We start from the raw sequence: 17,901 nt of genomic DNA on the forward strand, positions 1-17,901 counted from the left end.
ATTCCCTGAAATTTCACAAAAATTTAGTATTTCCTAGAAATTAATGAGTAACAGATTTTTGCTGTTCAGGTATGCTGAGGGTAATCACAAATTCTGTACCGCTACCTACCTGCGAATTGCACTCTAATTTTCCGCCGTGATTTTCAACTACAATTTGATGAGAAATAGACAATCCCAAACCCGTCCCTTGACCCACAGGCTTAGTCGTAAAAAATGGATTAAAAATCTGTCTTTGGATAGATTCAGAAATTCCCGGACCATTATCAGCAATTTTAATAACAATAGAGTCTAGTTGGTCGGGAAAATTAGCTTTTTCCACTGTAGTTTTGATGGTAATTATACCAGGATCTGGTTGAGTTGCTAAAGCATCGATCGCATTAGCCAATATATTCATAAATACCTGATTCAATTGACTAGGATAGCATTCCAACTTAGGCAATTCTCCATAATCTTTAAGAATTTGAATTTCCGAACCTGGGTGCATTTTGATGCGACCTTGTAAAATCAGTAAAGTGCTTTCGATACCCTCATGTAAATCTACAGCCTTGCGGGTAGCTTCATCGAGGCGAGAAAAGTTTCTTAAAGAGACAACAATATCTTGAATCCGAGTAGTTCCCAACTTCATTGAATCCAAAGCATGAGGTAAATCATCAAGCATAAACTGCAAATCAATTTCTTGGGCAAAATTAATAATTTCCTCAACAGGTTGAGGGTAGTTTTTATGATATAATTTCACCAGTTCAATTAAATCTTGAGTGCAGGTTTCTAGGTGCATCAAATTCCCATGTATAAACCCTAAAGGATTATTGATTTCATGGGCCACCCCTGCCACCATTTGTCCTAAGCCGGACATTTTCTCAGCCTGAATTAATTGTGTTTGGGTGCGTTTTAATTCTTGTATGGTTTGGGATAACTCGATCGCTTTATGGCGTTGTTGTATCTGTTCAAGTCTGAGGCTAACTTCCATAGCTTTGCGATCGCTAATATCCCTAACAATCGCCAAGACCTGATCATCACCACTAGGGACATAACGCGCTTCATAATGGTGATAGCTACCCGAAACCGATAGCACATATTCCCCCTGCTGAATTTGTCTAGTATTGAGGGTTTGAGTTAAATAATGGCGCGTCCATTCAGCCAAATCTTGAGAAAAAACGGCATCAATTGTCTGTCCCACAATATTTGGTGGTAAACCGGGATTGGGGGAATTTTTAGCCGGGAAGTAGTCAAGAATTACTCCCTGAGAATTTATCCTAAATATCAAATCAGGAATAGCCTCAATCAGGCTGCGATTTCTCACCTCACTTTCTCTCCAAGCCGAGGCAATTTTTTGGCGTTCAGTGATATCACTTTCCACAGCAATAAACTTAGTCAAATTTCCCCATTTATCAAAAACAGGAGTAATACTTATAGACAGCCAATAGGCTTCTCCATTGCGTCTATAGTTCAGGATTTCCCCTTGATAAGGTTGATGTTGTTTGAGTGCGTTAGCAATCTCCAAGATAGTATCTGGGTTAGTGTCAGCACCCGGCAAAAACGAACCAGGCTTGCGACCTTGTACCTCATCAAAGAAATATCCAGTAATAGTTACAAATCCGGTATTAACCCACTCAATATAACCATCACAATCACAAATAATTACAGCATTATCAGTCTGAGTAGCAACCCAGGATAACTGTAGCAGTTGTTGTTCTATCTGCGGTTGAGTGTCATCTTTATTGGTAATTACCCAATAGCGATAAGGACATAATCCCGATGATGCTTCCACAGGAACAATAGTTGTTTTTACCCAAATGTGTTGTCCGTTAGCAATATGATGTTGAATTTCTCCTTCCCAAATATTACCTTGATTAACCACTGACCATAATTCTTCCCAAAAAGTAGGGGAATAATAAGGGGATTCAAACAAAGGGTGAGGGTGATTAATCACCTGTTCCCAAGACTTACCCCACATCTCAATAAAAGGTAGGTTAGCATCTAAAACCGTCCCATGTTTATCAATCATACTAACCGGGTTAGTGCGATCGATAATATTTTGCAGTTCCGCATATTCTTGCTGAGTTTGACGAAGTTCATTTTTGAGTAAACGTAACTCAGCGATCGCCGTTTGATAGGCGTTGAATAAATCTTCAGGATAGTTATTAACAATTAGTTCAGCGGTCATTAGCACTCCATGGGGTAAATCAAGTTTTGGTTAAGAACTTCTTGGAAAGTTTCTGAGGCTATAGGTTCAGCCATCAAAAACCCTTGAGCCAGTTCGCATCCCCAAGATTTTAGTTGACAAAATTGTTCCAAGTTTTCAATCCCTTCAGCAATAGTTTCCATTCCTAGGGATTGAGCCAGCTTCACAATAGCATAGGCAATTTTAGTTTGATGTTCCGAAGCATTGATACCCTTAATAAAAGAGCGGTCTATTTTCAGGGTATCAATAGGAAAACATGAGAGGCGACTGAGGGAGGAATGTCCGGTTCCGAAATCATCTATACATAATCTAATCCCCAAATCTTTAATTTTTCGGAGAGTAGTAACCGCCACTTCTGTCGATTCAGCGATCGCCGTTTCTGTCAGTTCAAACTTAATCAATTCAGGAGAGCATTTAGTCGCTTCTAATATTTCCTGAATTTTCTCGACAATTCCCGGCTGTGTTAGTTGTTTAGTCGCCAGATTAACACTAATAAATGGTGGTAAATCTTGATAAATAGATTCCCATTGTTTAGCTTGAATACAAGCCTGTTCAATTACCCAATCTCCCAGGGGACAAATTAACCCAGTTTCTTCAGCAATAGGAATAAATTTAGCCGGAGAAACCCAGCCCAAAGTTTTATGTTCCCACCTAAGCAAGGCTTCACAACCCACAATCCGATTAGTTGTCATCGAGATAATTGGCTGATAGTTGAGTATCAATTCCTGACGTTTGAGAGCATAACGCAAATCCGTTTCTAGCTGTAGTTGCTGTCGGACTTGGTGGTGCATAGCTTGGGTAAAAATTGCATAACTTCCCTTCCCTCGCTCTTTCGCTCTATATAAAGCCGTATCAGCATCTCGGAGCATATCCTCGCTGCAATTATACCCCATACTACTCAGAGCGATACCAATACTAAGACTGGTAACAGTTTCGAGGTTCTCTTCCCCGAGCAGAATAGGTTTTTTGATTGTCTGTTGAATTTTATGAGTGAGTTGAGAAATTTCAGATAGGTCTTGGATATCATCAATCAGAATCGCAAATTCATCTCCTCCCCACCGAGATAGAATATCTTGGGGACGGATACAGCTTTGTAGACGATCGCCAATTTCAATCAGTAGTTGATCTCCCGCTTGATGTCCAAAGCTATCATTAATCAATTTAAAGCGGTCAAGATCCATAAACAACAGACCAAACAAATAGTCTTGAGAGTCTTGTGTGCGGTCTATGGCTTTCTGAAGTTCAGTTCTAAAGTAGCCTCGGTTATATAGACCCGTTAGGCTATCATGGTTAGCCTCGTAGATGAGGCGATTCTGTTGATTTTGTCGTTCAGTCACATCTCTTTGAATAGCTAAATAGTGGGTTATCTCTTGGCGATCGTTATATATAGGTTCAATATGCCACTCATTGACAAATTCCCTTCCATCCTTGCGATAGTTAATTGTCTGACCATAAAAGACCCCTCCAGCTTTCAGATCCAGTTTCATCCTTTCCAAAATCGTGCGATCTGTTTTTTCTCCTTGCAAAATTCTGGGAGTTTGACCGATCGCCTCTGTGGGACCATAACCAGTCATTCTGGTAAATGCTTTATTGACAAACACAATTTCAGGTCCAGGAAATTCCAGATTGGCGCTAGTAATCACCACAGAGTCCTCAGCAGAGCAAACCGCTGTCGCCAATAACTTTAAGTGTTCTATCATCGGTAAGCTCAAATTCTGTGCAGAATCATGCTCACCACAAGAACCACCCCCAGCCACAACACTCTCATCAATATGGAGTTGAGGAACTAACTGCCCCCTATAGGCATCCAAATCATTCATAGCCACTAATTTTGTTCCGTAAACGACGACTGACCGAACCCTGTAACGTTTCTCGGTTCAGCTAGACCCAATCAGCAGACCCCTAGGATGAGTCAGATTCCGAGATGCAATAGGTGTATGAGAAGCTACTCTTGGCGATTGTACACCAAATGTTAAAAAAATACTAAGATTTGGGTTTCCGAATTATTTATGTGATATGGGCACAGCCGCATTATGGCACTCAGTTTTTGATAAAATTGTATACCCAAATTTCCATGGCACTGTATACCCAAAGACAGACTTTCAGGATGTGGCAGTGATTAAGATATCAAAAATGGGGGGAACTATGGGATTAGCCCTTTGAGATCAGACAACTTGTATGTAAAGCTGTTTCTAACAGACAATAGGAGAATTAAGTTAAGATTCAGTAGCAGTTTTGGAGATCATCCCTTGACTGAAAACCCTCAACCATCCGTTCCCCTGTCTACCATGTCGCGTAAAGAACTGAGGGAATTAGTCCGATCGCAACTACAAGTATTGTTAGAACGCCGAGATCTGCAAACTGCCAAGGCTATTTTAGTTCCAGTCCAACCAGCAGACATTGCCGAAGCCATTGAGGGATTACCCGAAACCATGCAGGTCATTGCCTTTCGCCTATTATCGAAAGATGAGGCGATCAAGGTTTATGAGCAACTCGACTCTAGCGTTCAGCAGTCATTGTGCGAAAAATTCAAACGCCAGGAAGTGATAGATATTGTCGATAAAATGTCCCCGGACGATCGCGCTAGGCTATTTGACGAATTACCCGCCGCCGTAGTGCGTCGCTTAGTTGCCGAACTGAGTCTATCTGAACGCCAAGCCACAGCCTTGTTACTAGGTTATGAGGCTGACACAGCCGGGCGAATTATGACCCCTGAATACATTTCCCTCAAGGAAGAGTACACCGTAGGTGAGAGTTTGGAGCGTATTCGCAGTTTAGCCCATGTTACCGAAACCGTCTATTCTTTGTATGTTACCGACTCCGATCGCCATTTAATTGGTATTCTCTCCCTGCGGGACTTAGTAACCGCTCAGTTAAATCAAACCGTGGGTGAAATCCTCAGCCGAGATTTTGTCTCTGTACAAACCGATACAGACCAAGAAGAAGTCGCGCGCATCATTAAGCGATATGATTTCCTAGCAGTTCCTGTGGTCGATAGTGAAAAGCGACTCGTGGGAATTATCACCGTGGATGATATCTTGGATATCCTCGAGAAGGAAACCACCAAAGATATCTACGCCTTGGGTGGCTTACAGGCGGACGGAGATAACTATTTTCAGGTAAGTTTACTCACAGTAGCCCGCCGCCGGGTGGTCTGGCTGTTAGTATTGTTAGTGACCAATAGTATTACCGCCTCTATTCTCAAGACCCAGAGAGATATTCTCCAAGACGTGGTGGCCTTATCGTTTTTTATCCCCCTATTGACCGGAACCGGGGGAAATGTCGGCGCTCAGTCTTCCACTGTGGTAATTCGGGGGATGAATACCGATGAAATTTGGTCTTTGGGATCTTTCCAGGTAATTCGGCGGGAGGCTATGGCGGGTGCTTTACTGGGTCTAGTTTTGGGGACTTTGGCGACTATATGGGCTAGTGTATTTATTGTCCCCGGTCAAATAGCAGTGGCGATCGCAGTTGGTATGAGTTTATTGGCGATTTCCATGTTGGCTTCTGTAGCCGGTTCGGCTTTGCCTTTTTTGTTCCGGTCGCTCAAATTAGACCCAACTTTGATGTCTGCGCCGTTTATTACCACCGCCGTTGATGTGTTGGGGGTGTTAATATATTTGAATTTAGCTCGGATGATTTTGCAAAGTAATAGTCTCAATTAACAGAATGTTGAATTACCGTAATCTACTAGAAATAGCTGAATATGTCGGTTTAGCCGTGACTGTGGTGGGAACTGTGGCAACTTTCACCGGCCGATCGCTATTATATGGCGGCATTCCCCTATTGATTTTTCTAGCTATTGGTCTAGTTAACCGCTATCTGTTAAAGCAATATATGCGATCGCTTACTTTCAATGTCAAAGCTAATGTTGACTTGAACACTCAGGCGATCGAACAGTTACATCATATTGCTGAGGCTAATGCTGTTTCTGCTAATATCAACACCCTAAAATCTACCGCTAATTTAGACATGGCGGCGCTCACCGATAACTTAACTACCCTTAATGGTACTCTCCAGAATATTTTAGAGCGCCAAAACGCCCTCGAACAGGCGATCGATGCCATTCAGGGAGAGTTGGAATTGGTGGTGCGAAAGTTCCAGCAGCGACCTGAGTTAGAACAAGTCGAGAGTTTAACCCATGTGATTGTCGATTTACAGCAGTTTATCAATCAACTACCCCAATGGGGAGCCCTCCAACAGCAACAGTTAAATGAGTTACAGGACAAAGTTTCTGTGGCGATCGCTAATTTACCTCGACAGGTGGAAGTAGCCATCAGCGATCGCTTGGATAATTCGACTTAGAATCGAAATCAGGATTTGATGTGCTTGATCAACAATTGAGCGATCGCCTGAAGTTCTTTTTTGTTGAAAGTCTTCAGTAACACCTTCACCACTTCCTTCGGATCTGCTGGTATCGTAATTTCCTTAGCAGTCGCCGGAGCCGCCCCTTGGCTACTTCCCAGTTTAACTAGAGCATCACTGGGCGCTATAGCATCAGCTTTTCCCGCTTCCAGGAGTTTCGCCGCCTGCTGAAGTTCCTTAATTACCGTATTTTTCAGAAGCGGAAAAGGAGCCCTAGGATTAGCGATCGCGCCATGGGTAGTTTTCACCAAATTTTGCCAAGGTTCCACTCCCGGCGCAATTTTTTGCAAATGACCACACAGCCCCGCTATTTGTTTCCGTAGCGCCGGAGATTCCGGTTTGCTCAATCCTTGTAACATCGGTTTCAGAACCGCCGTCACCTTAGCCACCGCCGAAGGTACAGGTTTACTTCCTCCAGACGAAGCTGCCGCCACTGCAGGCGCTGCCTTACCACTCATCAAATCCGCCAGATGCTTCTCCAGCATATCATACACCGGAAGGGCAGCCGTAGCAATTTTTTCCCCCATTTCCACAGATAAACCAGACGGACTTTGTGCCCTTTGAATCAGGTTCTTGAGTACCTCATAACACTTGTTTGACAGTGTAACAACCTTGGTATCAGCTTTGATGGGAGTGTCTTTAACCGACTTAAAACAATCTTCAAGTCGTTTAGATACCTTATTAATACTGGCTAAACTCGGCATCTGTTGCGTTAACATAGCCGAGGCTCCCTTAATCGAGTGCGCCGCTCTGTACATAGTAATCATCGGTTCGCGATCGGAGGAGGCCATAATTTTTGGCAGATCCTTCAACCCCGTACTAAGTTCTTCGAGGCGTTCTCCCGCCTCTTCCATAAAGATAGCGATTATTTTTTGGTCTTGGCTGGTCGGCACGGCTGCCCTCCTATCGACAATTTAACGCCGAGCTTTATTATGAGCGGTACTGTTAACCTGGTTATGGTCGAAAGGGAAGTCGCCTTCCCCAACTCCAATACAAAACCGTGCTTGATACTTTCACATCACACGGCTCCTGATGTGGATACCCCTTTTGACATCGGGAACAGGGTAACGACTTCCTGCTTTGTGACTTCAACTTTTAGAGCTAAATACAACATCGTAGTCTTTAAACTCGCTATCGTCGTAAACACTCCTAATTGTCGCCATCTCTATATCCACACCGTGACTAGTGGGCATATCCTAACCATTACAGTTAGGCATTGGCTTTCAGTCACATCCTTTCCCCTTAAAGGTATGCGCTTACACTTTTCACTACTGTGCAGGTACATCCTGCCACTTGAGAGCCTAAAAGGGGTTTAAACGTTCCGTTTATACGGGCATTCCATCTTTAGATTTGTCCTCAGAACCGGGGTACTTTTAAAGGTCTGTGTAGGTATCTCATACAAAATCCTACTTTTCCCCTTACTCTTTTGAGCGCAGTGTATCAACCTATTTCGCTACTGTGTTATTACGATGGTTCAAGCCGGACATTCGGTTTCCCTAATCATGGATGGTTGGCAGTGGTCGGATTATTGGGAATAGGTTTCCCTCACGCCTTCCGTTCCCCGCTTCAATCCTGGGGTTATGATTTCCAAAACTGGGGGTGGCTATCGCCGTTACTCTCAACGCCCTGATTTCTCAGTTGGTTTATGACCTTGAGTTCCCTGCCTTGCTTAGATTTCTCCAAGCGTCGGGACATATAAACAGTTATGGGATGGTTAGGGGTGCGAATCCCTTATATTCCACCAAGGGGTGGAAGTCCCACTAGGAGGTTATTTCAGGCATTGCAGCCTTATTTGACTCCTAAACGTCTCGCACGTATGTCTTAACACTACAAGTTAGAAGCCATTGCCAGACAACCCTACTCATCACTTACCCCAAATTATGGGTTTCAAGCTCCGCCCCCTTCGACCAACTCACGGCAAGCCTTCAAAGGCGGCTGGATTAGGGGTCGAGATAGACCTCACGGTCTACCCCTCCCATTCAAAACCGTACTTGAGACTTTCACCTCATACGGCTCCTAGTTTGACCGTCTCCTTGTTAAGAGTACAGCATCATCTCTTCATCAAGAGCTGTTTTATCGTCGTGACAATGGCGATGTAATAATTGAAGATTCTTGTAGTCATCCTTTCCGCCTTGGCTTCTAGGTACAATGTGGTCTATTTCAATTAAATCTGATGGGGTAAAGAATTGCCCACACCAGGTACATCTACCTTTTTGCTTTTTGAGTAGTTTTGCTACCCTATTTGGCGTATCGATTGCTCGTCCTTTCCTGCTTGCCCAGTAGGTCCAATTTCCGTCATAAAGTGTTGCGTCAGGGCGTATTAAGGTATGTCTGACAATTGGAGTCCAGTTGTGTTTGAATAGATGTAACCCATCTTTGGTTTGGAACATCCAATTTTCGTGTCTTTCTTTCCCATTGCTAAGTTTAATTGTTCCATGTCTGAAATAATTTCTTAGCTTTTCGTGACTTCCCTTTCCGCATCTTGATACTGTCCATGCCCGTAACATTTGCCAGATTGTCTTATCTAGTTTGGTGAATGTCTCTGTTGAGACTACCGCTGAGTAATAGTTTGACCATCCCCTAATAATTGGGTTTAGTTTGTTAATCAGGGCTGATTGAGGTGCTGTTTTAAATTGTTTAATTACACCTTTTATCACTTCTGTGTGGGCAACTGCTTTTTGGCTGGGTTTTATATGTGTTTTGTGTCCTAATGGTTTCCCATGTTGGATTTTCCCAGTTCTATATTTTCCTACAGGATATTGCCTAATATTGAAACCTAAGAAATCAAATCCGGGTTTCTCTGCTTTGCCATTATACTCAATAGATTTGAGTGTATGGCAGATTCGAGTTTTTTCAGGTTTAATCTCTAATCCAACAGGCTTTAGCCATTCAGAAATAGCAGTTTTGCACTGTTCAATGATTCCTAGGTCTTTTGAGATAACCACGAAATCATCGGCGTATCGTATTAGGTTGGCTTGTGTGGCTGTTCCTTTATTAGGATACATTTCTTTAACTAGCCTTTCCATACCCAACAGTGCGATGTTGGCGAGTATTGGACTTATTACCCCTCCCTGGGGTGTCCCTGTTTCTGTATCCTCAAATACACCTTTATCTAGCACTCCCGCTTTGAGCCATTGTTTCAGGTCTCTTTTTAGGCGGCTTGGACAATGAATTTTGGACAGTAGGTAATCATGGTTCACGGTAAGAGCATTTTGCTATATCGGCATCGAGAACATAATATTGTCCTTGATTTATGGCAGTATAAATTCTGCCAATTGCGTCATGGGCGGACCGTCCGGGACGGAACCCGTAGCTTGTACCTTCAAATCTCGATTCCCATTCAGGTTCGAGAGCCGACTTGACCAAGGCTTGCCTTGCTCTATCTTGGATTGTGGGTATTCCTATTCCAGCTTTTATCATCCCTGCCAGGTTTTGGTATCCACACCCGTCGCAGTGGTTTTGATTTGAGATTTCCCTTAATGTTCTTAACAAGCTCGAACCTTTGTCTTGAAGAGATTGCTCTTACTCCATCAACTCCGGCTGTTTTCTTGCCTTGACCCGCTTGGGGGGGCGGGTTTATTAAGCTGACTGTTGGGAAGCATGGCTGACCGTGGAACCCGCCCCTACAGCCGCACTGCTAAGAGCCGGGCATAGTATGATTTCACCAATAGACGTTGCCACCTTCTGGCTTTTGCATCTTGTCCCGATTTAGCTGCTTGAAATATACTCTTTTGGAGCTTGAATACTTTCCGTTGAACCTTAGTCCACGGGATTGTCTTCCATGCGTTGTTCGTAGTCTTGATTGGTTTTGATTTCTCAAATCCTTTCTTTGAACTCGCTATCGCCATTTGTACACCTACTAGACTCTATTCTTACAATCAAACCGTGACCTGTTAGCATATCCCTGCCATTACGGCAGGACGTTGGCTTTTGGTCACATCTCACATCCTCTAGGACTTGCGGTTACACTTATCCCTACTAACTACCTCGACCAGATAGTTAGAGTCCAGGAGGACTTAAAACGTTCCGTTTATATGGGCATTCCATCTTTAGATTTGTCCTCTCCACCGGGGTACTTTTAAAGGTCTGTGTAGGTAAATGAAAGAATCCTCCTACTCTTCCCCTTGCTCTTTTGATCGCAGCGTGTCAACCTATTTCGCTACTTAACAGTGACGATGGTTCAAGCCGGACATTCGGTTTCCCTAATCATGGATGGTTGGCAGTGGTCTCGGTTCTGGTGTTGGGTTACACCTCGGAGCCTTCCGTTCCCCGCTTCAATCCTGAGGTTGTGATTCCCAAAACTGGGGGTGGCTATCGCCGTTACCCTAATTTCCTAACTTTACTTATCCATTTATGGGCTTCCTATAAGGAATTTGTATGAGTTAGTTCGTTTTGACCTTGGGTTCCCTGCCTTGTTTTGTATATTTCTATACCAAACGTTGGGACATATAAACAGTTATGGAGATGGTCAGAGGCAAGCCTCTTGTATTCAACCAAGGGGCTGAAATCTCCACCAGGCAGCTATTTCGGGTATCTCATCCCTATTTCATGCCTGAACGTCTCGCACCTTTCTCTCTGTTATACTATCACCTGCACAGTTTTTCCAGGTCTGACCACTATCATAGGTTGATTTTTTAATCAATTTTCAAAAATTGGCTCACCAGAATCCGCCTCAATCCTTCACAGCCACCGGAACTAATGATATAATCTTGACACCATCCTAGATAATGGTTACTCTTGTAACTTTTTGGTTTTTCGTATAATTACCATTATATAGAATTGTAGGGGCGGGTTCTGCTGTCAATTTTCCATCCCTACGACTATGTTAATAAACCCCCCCCACCCCCGATAATTAATAATTGTAGGGGCGGGTTCTGCTGTCAATTTTCCATCCCTACGACTATGTTAATAAACCCGCCCCACCCCCGATAATTAATAATTCAGAAACCCGGTTTCTTGACCTGTGCGAAAAAACCGGGTTTCTTGACCACGATATCCCTGGTGCGTCAGATGAATAAAATTTGCCGTTTACCCGATAGGTTATCCCTCTGACGCACCCTACGAGGGTGATGATTAATAATTGTAGGGGCGGGTTCTGCTGTCAATTTTCCATCCCTACGACTATGTTAATAAACCCGCCCCACCCCCGATAATTGTAGGGGCGGGTTCTGCTGTCAATTTTCCATCCCTACGACTATGTTAATAAACCCGCCCTCTCTCCGGCTGTCAATTTTCCGTCCCCACCCGGATATTAATAAACCCGCCCCACCCTTTCCGGGGTAGCACAGGTAAAACCAAAAAGCAACCCCCCCCTGGGAGAGGGGGGGAGTCCGATTATCTAATGCGACCATCTGGCATAATTGCACCAGTGAGGATAGCATCTTGTAGCATAGCGCCATTGAGAGTAGCATGGCGGAAACTAGCATCGCGCAGGTCAGCATTTTCAAGGTTAGCACCATCCAAATTAGCACCCCAAAGGTAAGCACCCCGAAGGTTAGCCCCCGTGAGGTCAGCACCTCGCAAGTTAGCCAAATTAAGGTTAGTATTGCTCAAATCCGCATTTATCAAGTCGCACTCTTCCAGGTCAGCCTTCATCAAATTAGCCTTAATAAACTGACCCCCGCGAATATTACTACCTTGTAGGTTAGCCTGTTGTAGGTTGGCTTCATCCAAGCGAATAAACCGCATTTGCGAATCTTTGAGATTAGTCCCCTGTAGGTTAGCACCTGCCATTTTAGCGCCACTGAGTTTAATTTCACTCAGTTCTAAACTACTAAAGTCGATCGCTTCCAAAGTTAAGCCATTCAGAAAGGCTTTTTCCAGTTTAACCCCGTTTAATTGCGCTCCTCGCAAGTTAGCCCCACTCAGTCGCGCTCCCGTCAAATTAGCCCAATTTAGGTTAGCTTTTTCTAAGTTAGCCGATCGCAAATTAATCCCATTAAGATTAGCGCCACAGAGATTCACACCAGGGAAATTAGCGCGATAAAGTGTCACCCAAGACATCACCGCGCCGCTGAGTTTTGCTCCCATTAAGTTAGCTTTATGAAGTTGCGCGCCGCTCAAGTCTGCTTTAGTTAAATCAGCTTCAATTAAGCAGCTATCTCGCAGTTTCGCATAATTAAGGTTAGTACCATACAAAAAAGCCCCATTCAGGTTGGCTTCTAACATAAAGCATCGTTCTAGGTAAGCGCGAGCTAAGGATGCTTCTTTTAAATTAGAACCCGACAGGTTAGCCGCGATTAATTTAGCACCAATCAAGTTGGCTGCGGTTAAATCGAGTCCACGAAAATCTCTTTCTCCCCTAAGATATCGCTCTAGGATTTCTGTTTCTTTCATGTTGAGGATCTCCTTTTTCATCACACAAGTTCTGAAACAGCCTCCGGCGAGCGCTTAGTTGAGTTTCGACTGATTCAGATGTCTTAATTTGCTGCACCTCTGACGATAAAAGCTACTGCTAATAATCTCTTAATATTTATTTTATCTGTACCAGACAAAATTTGTGTATTTTGTTTACAAATGTTGATTTATCCTCTGATTAGGGGTCGAGATAGACCTCACGGTCTACCCCTCCCATTCAAAACCGTACATGAGATTTTCACCTCATACGGCTCCTAATTTGACCGTCTCCTTGTTAAGAGTACAGCGACCTTTCTTTATCAAGAGCTGTCTTATCATCGTGACAATGGCGATGTAATAATTGAAGATTCTTGTATTCATCCTTTCCGCCTTGGCTTCTAGGTACAATGTGGTCTACCTCAACTAGGTCGGTGGGGGTAAAGAATTGCCCGCACCAACTACACTTTCCTTTCTGCTTTTTGAGTAGTTTTGCTACCCTAGTTGGCGTGTCGATTGCTTGTCCTTTCCTGGTTGCCCAGTAAGTCCAATTTCCGTCGTATGGTGTTGCGTCAGGGCGTATTAGGGTATGTCTGACAATTGGAGTCCAGTTGTGTTTGAATAGATGTAACCCATCTTTGGTTTGGAACAACCAATCTTCGTGTCTTTCTTTCCCATTGCTAAGTTTAATCGTTCCATGTCTGAAATAATTTTTTAGCTTTTCGTGACTTGCCTTTCCGCATCTTGATACTGTCCATGCCCGTAACATTTGCCAGATTATGTGGTCTAGTTTGTTAAAGGTCTCACTTGAGACTACCGCTGAGTAATAATTAGACCATCCCCGAATAATCGGGTTTAGTTTACTAATCAGGGCTGATTGAGGTGTTGTTTTATGTTGTTTAATTACACCTTTAATCACTTCTGTGTGGGCTTTAACTGCTTTGTTGCTGGGCTTTATGTGGGTTTTATGTTCGATTAATCGGCTTGCTGTCCCACCTGTTTTCCCAGATTTGTATTTTCCTACGGGATATTGCCTGATGTTGAATCCTAGAAAATCGAACCCGGGTTCCTCAAACTTGCCATTATACTCGATAGGTTTGAGTGTGTGACATATTCGGGTCTTTTCAGGTTTAATCTCTAGTCCTACAGGTTTTAGCCACTTAGAAATAGCAGTTTTGCACTGTTCAATGATTCCTAGGTCTTTAGAGATGACCACAAAATCATCGGCATATCTTATAAGGTTCGCCTGAGTGGCTGTGTCTTGATTTGGATACATTTCTTTAACTAGCCTTTCTATTCCCAACAGTGCGATGTTGGCGAGTATTGGACTTATTACCCCTCCTTGAGGTGTCCCTGTTTCTGTATCCTCGAATACACCGTTATCTAGCACACCAGCTTTTATCCATTGTTTCAGGTCTCTTTTTAGGCTGCTTGGACAATGAATTTTGGACAGTAGATAATCATGGTTTATTCGGTCAAAGCATTTTGCTATGTCAGCATCCAGCACGTAATATTCACCTTTGTTAATACTCAGGTAAATCCTACTTATTGCATCTTGTGCTGACCGTCCGGGTCGGAACCCGTAGCTAGTGCCCTCAAATCTCGATTCCCATTCAGGTTCGAGAGCCGACTTAACCAAGGCTTGCCTTGCTCTATCTTGGATTGTGGGAATTCCTAGTGGGCGTTTTTCATCCCTGCCAGGTTTTGGAATCCACACCCGTCGCAGTGGTTTTGCTTTGTTGTTTCCCTTTATGTTCTCCACAAGCTCCAACCTTTGTCTTGGAGAGATTGCTCTTACTCCATCAACGCCGGCTGTTTTCTTGCCTTGACCCGCTTGGGTCACTCGTCGCGCTGCTAGGAGCCTGGTATAATATGATTTCACCAATAGACGTTGCAACCTTCTTACTTTTGCATCTTGTCCCGATTTAGCTGCTTGAAATATCCTCTTTTGGAGCTTAAAGACGTATCTCTGAACCTTAGCCCAGTTAATACTTCTCCATACAAACGCACGTCTTTGTAAGTTCTGGTTTCCCAAATCCCTTACTTTCTCTCGATTTCGTCATATTGACTCCTACTAGACTCTATTCTTACAATCAAACCGTGACCTGTCAGCATATCCCTACCATTACGGTCGGGCGTTGGCTTCTGGTCACATCTCACATCCTCTAGGACTTGCGGTTACACTTATCCCTACTAACTACCTCGACCAGATAGTTAGAGTCCAGGAGGACTTAAAACGTTCCGTTTATATGGGCATTCCATCTTTAGATTTGTCCTCTCCACCGGGGTACTTTTAAAGGTCTGTGCAGGTGTTTAACATAAAACCCTACTTTTCCCCTTACTCCTTTTGAGCGCAGCGTATCAACCTGTTTCGCTGCTTAATCATGACGGTGGTTCAAGCCGGACATTCGGTTTCCCTAATCATGGATGGTTGGCAGTGGTCGTATATGGTAGTAGGTTCTACTTCACGCCTTCCGTTCCCCGCTTCAATCCTGGGGTTGTGATTCCCAAAACTGGGGGTGGCTATCGCCGTTACCCTGATTTCCTAACTTTTACTTATCCATTTCTGGGCTTCCTATAAGGAATTTGTATGAGTTAGTTCGTTTTGACCTTGGGTTCCCTGCCTTATTTGGTATATTTCTATACCGAATGTTGGGACATATAAACAGTTATAGGGATGGTCAGGAGTGCGCTCCTTATATTCAACCAAGGGGTTGAAGTCCCCGCCAGGCGGTTATTTCAGGTATTTCAACCTTATTTAATGCCTGAACGTATCGCACATGTCTTTGTTGATTTTTTAAGCAATTTTTAAAAATTGTTCACGCCAAGCCGCCCCAAGGATTGACAGCCACCGGAACTAATGATATCATACTTTTATATAATTGAAATTTTTTTATTTTTAACTTGTTTAAAAATGTATCAATCATTTAATATAATAGCAAAGCCAGGGGCAAAAGTCAACCCCCTCCAGCAATTCTCATTTTGGCGAAAACCTGTTCAAGTCCCCAGCATCCCTGTATCGTAATGACATCTAAGAAACCCAGGAGCGCCAGAGCCGTTGAAAAAGCCAGGTGGCTTTGAGACTCTAGTCGGTTCTTTCCGCCAGTGCTTGTCATCGCTACCGGACAAGCGCCGGGGTAAAAATCGCCGCTATGGAATGGAGGATGCCGCTTTAAGTGCGTTTAGTGTGTTTTTTACTCAAACTCCGTCGTTTCTGGCTTATCAACGTCTGATGGAGGGGAGTAAAGGCAAGAGCAATGCCCAAAGTCTGTTTGGAGTTCATCGAATTCCCTGTGATAACCAGATTCGGGACTTATTAGATGCCGTGTCCCCAGAGCACCTGTTTCCAGTGTTTGAGGATATCCTACAAGTCTTGGAAGCCCAGGGGCAGTTAGAAGACTTCCGTTGCCCAGGGGACAGTCTATTAGTCGCGTTGGATGGCACCGAATACTTCAGTTCCGACCAAATTCACTGTCCCCACTGTTCAACGCGCACCCAGAAGTCAGGAAAAACCCATTACTTCCATAGTGTTGTCACTCCAGTCATCGTCTGTCCGGGACAGAATCATGTGATTCCCTTAGTCCCCGAATTTATCGTGCCCCAAGATGGTCATGATAAGCAAGACTGTGAGAATGCCGCCGCCAAACGCTGGCTATCGAGGCAAGAACAATGCTTGAGGGCTTTGAATGTCACGGTTTGAGGGGATGACCTCTATTGCCACCAACCGTTGTGTCAGCAGTTTTTAGAGCAGCAACTTAACTTCATCGTCGTCTGTCGCCCCGAGTCTCATACTACCCTCTATGAACACCTAGAGGGCATCGAACTCCCGACCCTCACGACCAAGAAGTGGACTGGTAAAGTCGAGAAAACCTATACCTACCGCTATCTCAACGGAGTCCCCCTCAAAGATAGCGATGAGGCGCTGTTGGTTAACTGGTGCGAACTTACTGTCACTACCGCTGATGGCCAGGTAACCTATCACAACTCCTTGGCCACGAATTATCCTCTCAGCGATGAGAATGTAGCCGAGGTGGTTCGGGCCGGGCGGACTCGTTGGAAAGTTGAGAATGAGAACAACAACACTCTCAAGACCAAGGGCTACCATCTCGAACACAATTTTGGCCATAGCAAGCAGCATCTTTCTTCCTTGCTCCGGACCATCAACATCCTCTCGCTGCTCTTCCACACCCTGCAGGAGTTGCTCGATAACAAGTACCAGTTGCTACGAGCGCACTTACCTAAGCGCCAAACCTTCTTTAATGATTTGCGCGCGCTTACCCAGACTGTACTTCGACAGTTGGGACCACCTTCTGACCTTTATGCTTGAGGGTCTCGAGTTAGACATCCCACCCGATAGCAGTTGAATTTCCAAAATGAGAATTGCTGAACCCCCTCTCTATCTCCCTTCTAGCGCCCCATCCCAGATCGCGAGTTGCTGGCCTGGGGGCGAGCAGATTGACGGGCCAGCCCTCTGGGGAGAGAGAGGGATTTGCATGATCCATTGTTAACCCCTAGACAATTTTTGAGAAAGCGCTATAATGGCAACAAGGTCCTGCTGTGACGTTGGTGACTGCCAAAATGTTTTTTTGATCTATAACTCTAAAAACAAGGGAACCCCTTAGAATCGAGTGGCAGTATACCGGGCATTGTACCCGGAAACTTGAAGCTCGGCAGTGGTGCCCACCTGGCTCGTCCAGGTCAAAAACTGAGGTAAGACGGCGTTGCGGTTGGGCTGTTCAATAATTAAAAATGCCCGAATTCGAGAGTGGATAACTCTACGAGTTCGGGCTGCCTTTGTTTAAGTGTAAACTTTGTGCTGTTAACTAGCCTGACGAGAAGCTATCTTTTCAAAATAAGCCTGAGTTTGCTGAAGCATCTCCTCCCGACTGTCATTTTCCTTGGTTTTAGTTAAAGTTGGGATTAGGTTGCGAGCCTGTAGTGTCATGTGTAGCTGGAGGTCAGCCACATACTCGCTAACATCTTGACGAAGGGAACAAGTTGGGTATCTATCCATATCTAAA

At 44.2% G+C, this 17,901-nt stretch carries 10 protein-coding genes, 1 other RNA gene and 3 pseudogenes; 4 read left to right on the forward strand and 10 right to left on the reverse strand.

From position 1 onward, the window contains the following. Positions 1-40: 40 nt before the first annotated feature. The gene (locus tag N39L_RS21890) at positions 41-2,164 is read right to left on the reverse strand and encodes a PAS domain-containing protein (RefSeq protein WP_006619406.1); all 2,124 of its coding nucleotides are present in this window, start codon (positions 2,162-2,164) and stop codon (positions 41-43) included. Next, positions 2,164-4,002, reverse strand: coding sequence for a putative bifunctional diguanylate cyclase/phosphodiesterase (locus N39L_RS21895; protein ID WP_014276361.1), 1,839 nt, complete (start codon positions 4,000-4,002; stop codon positions 2,164-2,166). Before N39L_RS21895 ends, N39L_RS21890 begins: the two co-directional genes overlap by 1 nt. A gap of 468 nt (positions 4,003-4,470) precedes the next feature. Between N39L_RS21895 and mgtE the strand changes: the two genes are divergently transcribed. Continuing rightward, positions 4,471-5,847, forward strand: coding sequence for a magnesium transporter (mgtE, locus tag N39L_RS21900; protein ID WP_126277524.1), 1,377 nt, complete (start codon positions 4,471-4,473; stop codon positions 5,845-5,847). Between the two features lie 4 nt (positions 5,848-5,851). Then, complete coding sequence (locus N39L_RS21905) at positions 5,852-6,487, forward strand: hypothetical protein (protein WP_006619409.1); 636 nt, start codon at positions 5,852-5,854, stop codon at positions 6,485-6,487. An 8-nt stretch (positions 6,488-6,495) separates the two neighbouring features. On the opposite strand, the gene N39L_RS21910 is transcribed toward N39L_RS21905, so the two are convergent. The 7 genes and pseudogenes from N39L_RS21910 to ltrA all read right to left on the reverse strand — a co-directional run bounded on the left by N39L_RS21910 (position 6,496) and on the right by ltrA (position 14,943). Next, on the reverse strand, positions 6,496-7,440 hold the full coding sequence (locus N39L_RS21910; protein WP_006619410.1) for an Hpt domain-containing protein: 945 nt from the start codon (positions 7,438-7,440) through the stop codon (positions 6,496-6,498). Between the two features lie 1,143 nt (positions 7,441-8,583). Next, positions 8,584-9,747, reverse strand: coding sequence for a group II intron reverse transcriptase (locus N39L_RS21915; RefSeq protein WP_014276362.1), 1,164 nt, complete (start codon positions 9,745-9,747; stop codon positions 8,584-8,586). After that, positions 9,737-9,967, reverse strand: a complete 231-nt coding sequence (locus tag N39L_RS21920; protein ID WP_014276363.1) for a reverse transcriptase domain-containing protein — start codon at positions 9,965-9,967, stop codon at positions 9,737-9,739. The genes N39L_RS21915 and N39L_RS21920 overlap by 11 nt, the downstream gene beginning before the upstream one ends. Beyond that, positions 9,927-10,149 (reverse strand): annotated as a pseudogene (locus N39L_RS21925) (HNH endonuclease). Before N39L_RS21925 ends, N39L_RS21920 begins: the two are co-directional and overlap by 41 nt. Before the next feature lie 21 nt (positions 10,150-10,170). Further along, complete coding sequence (locus tag N39L_RS21930) at positions 10,171-10,395, reverse strand: reverse transcriptase N-terminal domain-containing protein (protein WP_014276364.1); 225 nt, start codon at positions 10,393-10,395, stop codon at positions 10,171-10,173. A gap of 1,486 nt (positions 10,396-11,881) precedes the next feature. Next, complete coding sequence (locus N39L_RS21935; RefSeq protein WP_043468503.1) at positions 11,882-12,883, reverse strand: pentapeptide repeat-containing protein; 1,002 nt, start codon at positions 12,881-12,883, stop codon at positions 11,882-11,884. 295 nt (positions 12,884-13,178) lie between these two features. Further along, positions 13,179-14,943, reverse strand: a pseudogene (gene ltrA / locus N39L_RS21940) (group II intron reverse transcriptase/maturase). A gap of 995 nt (positions 14,944-15,938) precedes the next feature. Here ltrA and N39L_RS21945 point away from each other — a divergent pair. Next, positions 15,939-17,207: pseudogene (locus N39L_RS21945) on the forward strand (ISNCY-like element ISAtsp9 family transposase). A gap of 222 nt (positions 17,208-17,429) precedes the next feature. Further along, positions 17,430-17,614, forward strand: a non-coding RNA gene (ssrS, locus tag N39L_RS21950) — 6S RNA. A gap of 85 nt (positions 17,615-17,699) precedes the next feature. Here the strand turns inward: ssrS and N39L_RS21955 are convergent. After that, a complete protein-coding gene (locus N39L_RS21955) occupies positions 17,700-17,894 on the reverse strand; it encodes a hypothetical protein (RefSeq protein WP_006616052.1) in 195 nt (64 codons plus the stop codon). Positions 17,895-17,901: the final 7 nt, after the last annotated feature.

The sequence above is a fragment of the Limnospira platensis NIES-39 genome (genome assembly GCF_026000695.1).
Lineage (GTDB): Bacteria > Cyanobacteriota > Cyanobacteriia > Cyanobacteriales > Microcoleaceae > Limnospira > Limnospira platensis.

Coding starts and splice junctions, on each gene's coding strand:
- N39L_RS21890 (WP_006619406.1), bottom strand. CDS start 2,164: ATGACCGCTGAACTAATTGTTAATAACTATCCTGAAGATTTATTCAAC.
- mgtE (WP_126277524.1), top strand. CDS start 4,471: ATGTCGCGTAAAGAACTGAGGGAATTAGTCCGATCGCAACTACAAGTA.
- N39L_RS21935 (WP_043468503.1), bottom strand. CDS start 12,883: ATGAAAGAAACAGAAATCCTAGAGCGATATCTTAGGGGAGAAAGAGAT.
- N39L_RS21905 (WP_006619409.1), top strand. CDS start 5,852: ATGTTGAATTACCGTAATCTACTAGAAATAGCTGAATATGTCGGTTTA.
- N39L_RS21955 (WP_006616052.1), bottom strand. CDS start 17,894: ATGGATAGATACCCAACTTGTTCCCTTCGTCAAGATGTTAGCGAGTAT.
- N39L_RS21930 (WP_014276364.1), bottom strand. CDS start 10,395: ATGGCGATAGCGAGTTCAAAGAAAGGATTTGAGAAATCAAAACCAATC.
- N39L_RS21920 (WP_014276363.1), bottom strand. CDS start 9,967: ATGATAAAAGCTGGAATAGGAATACCCACAATCCAAGATAGAGCAAGG.
- N39L_RS21895 (WP_014276361.1), bottom strand. CDS start 4,002: ATGAATGATTTGGATGCCTATAGGGGGCAGTTAGTTCCTCAACTCCAT.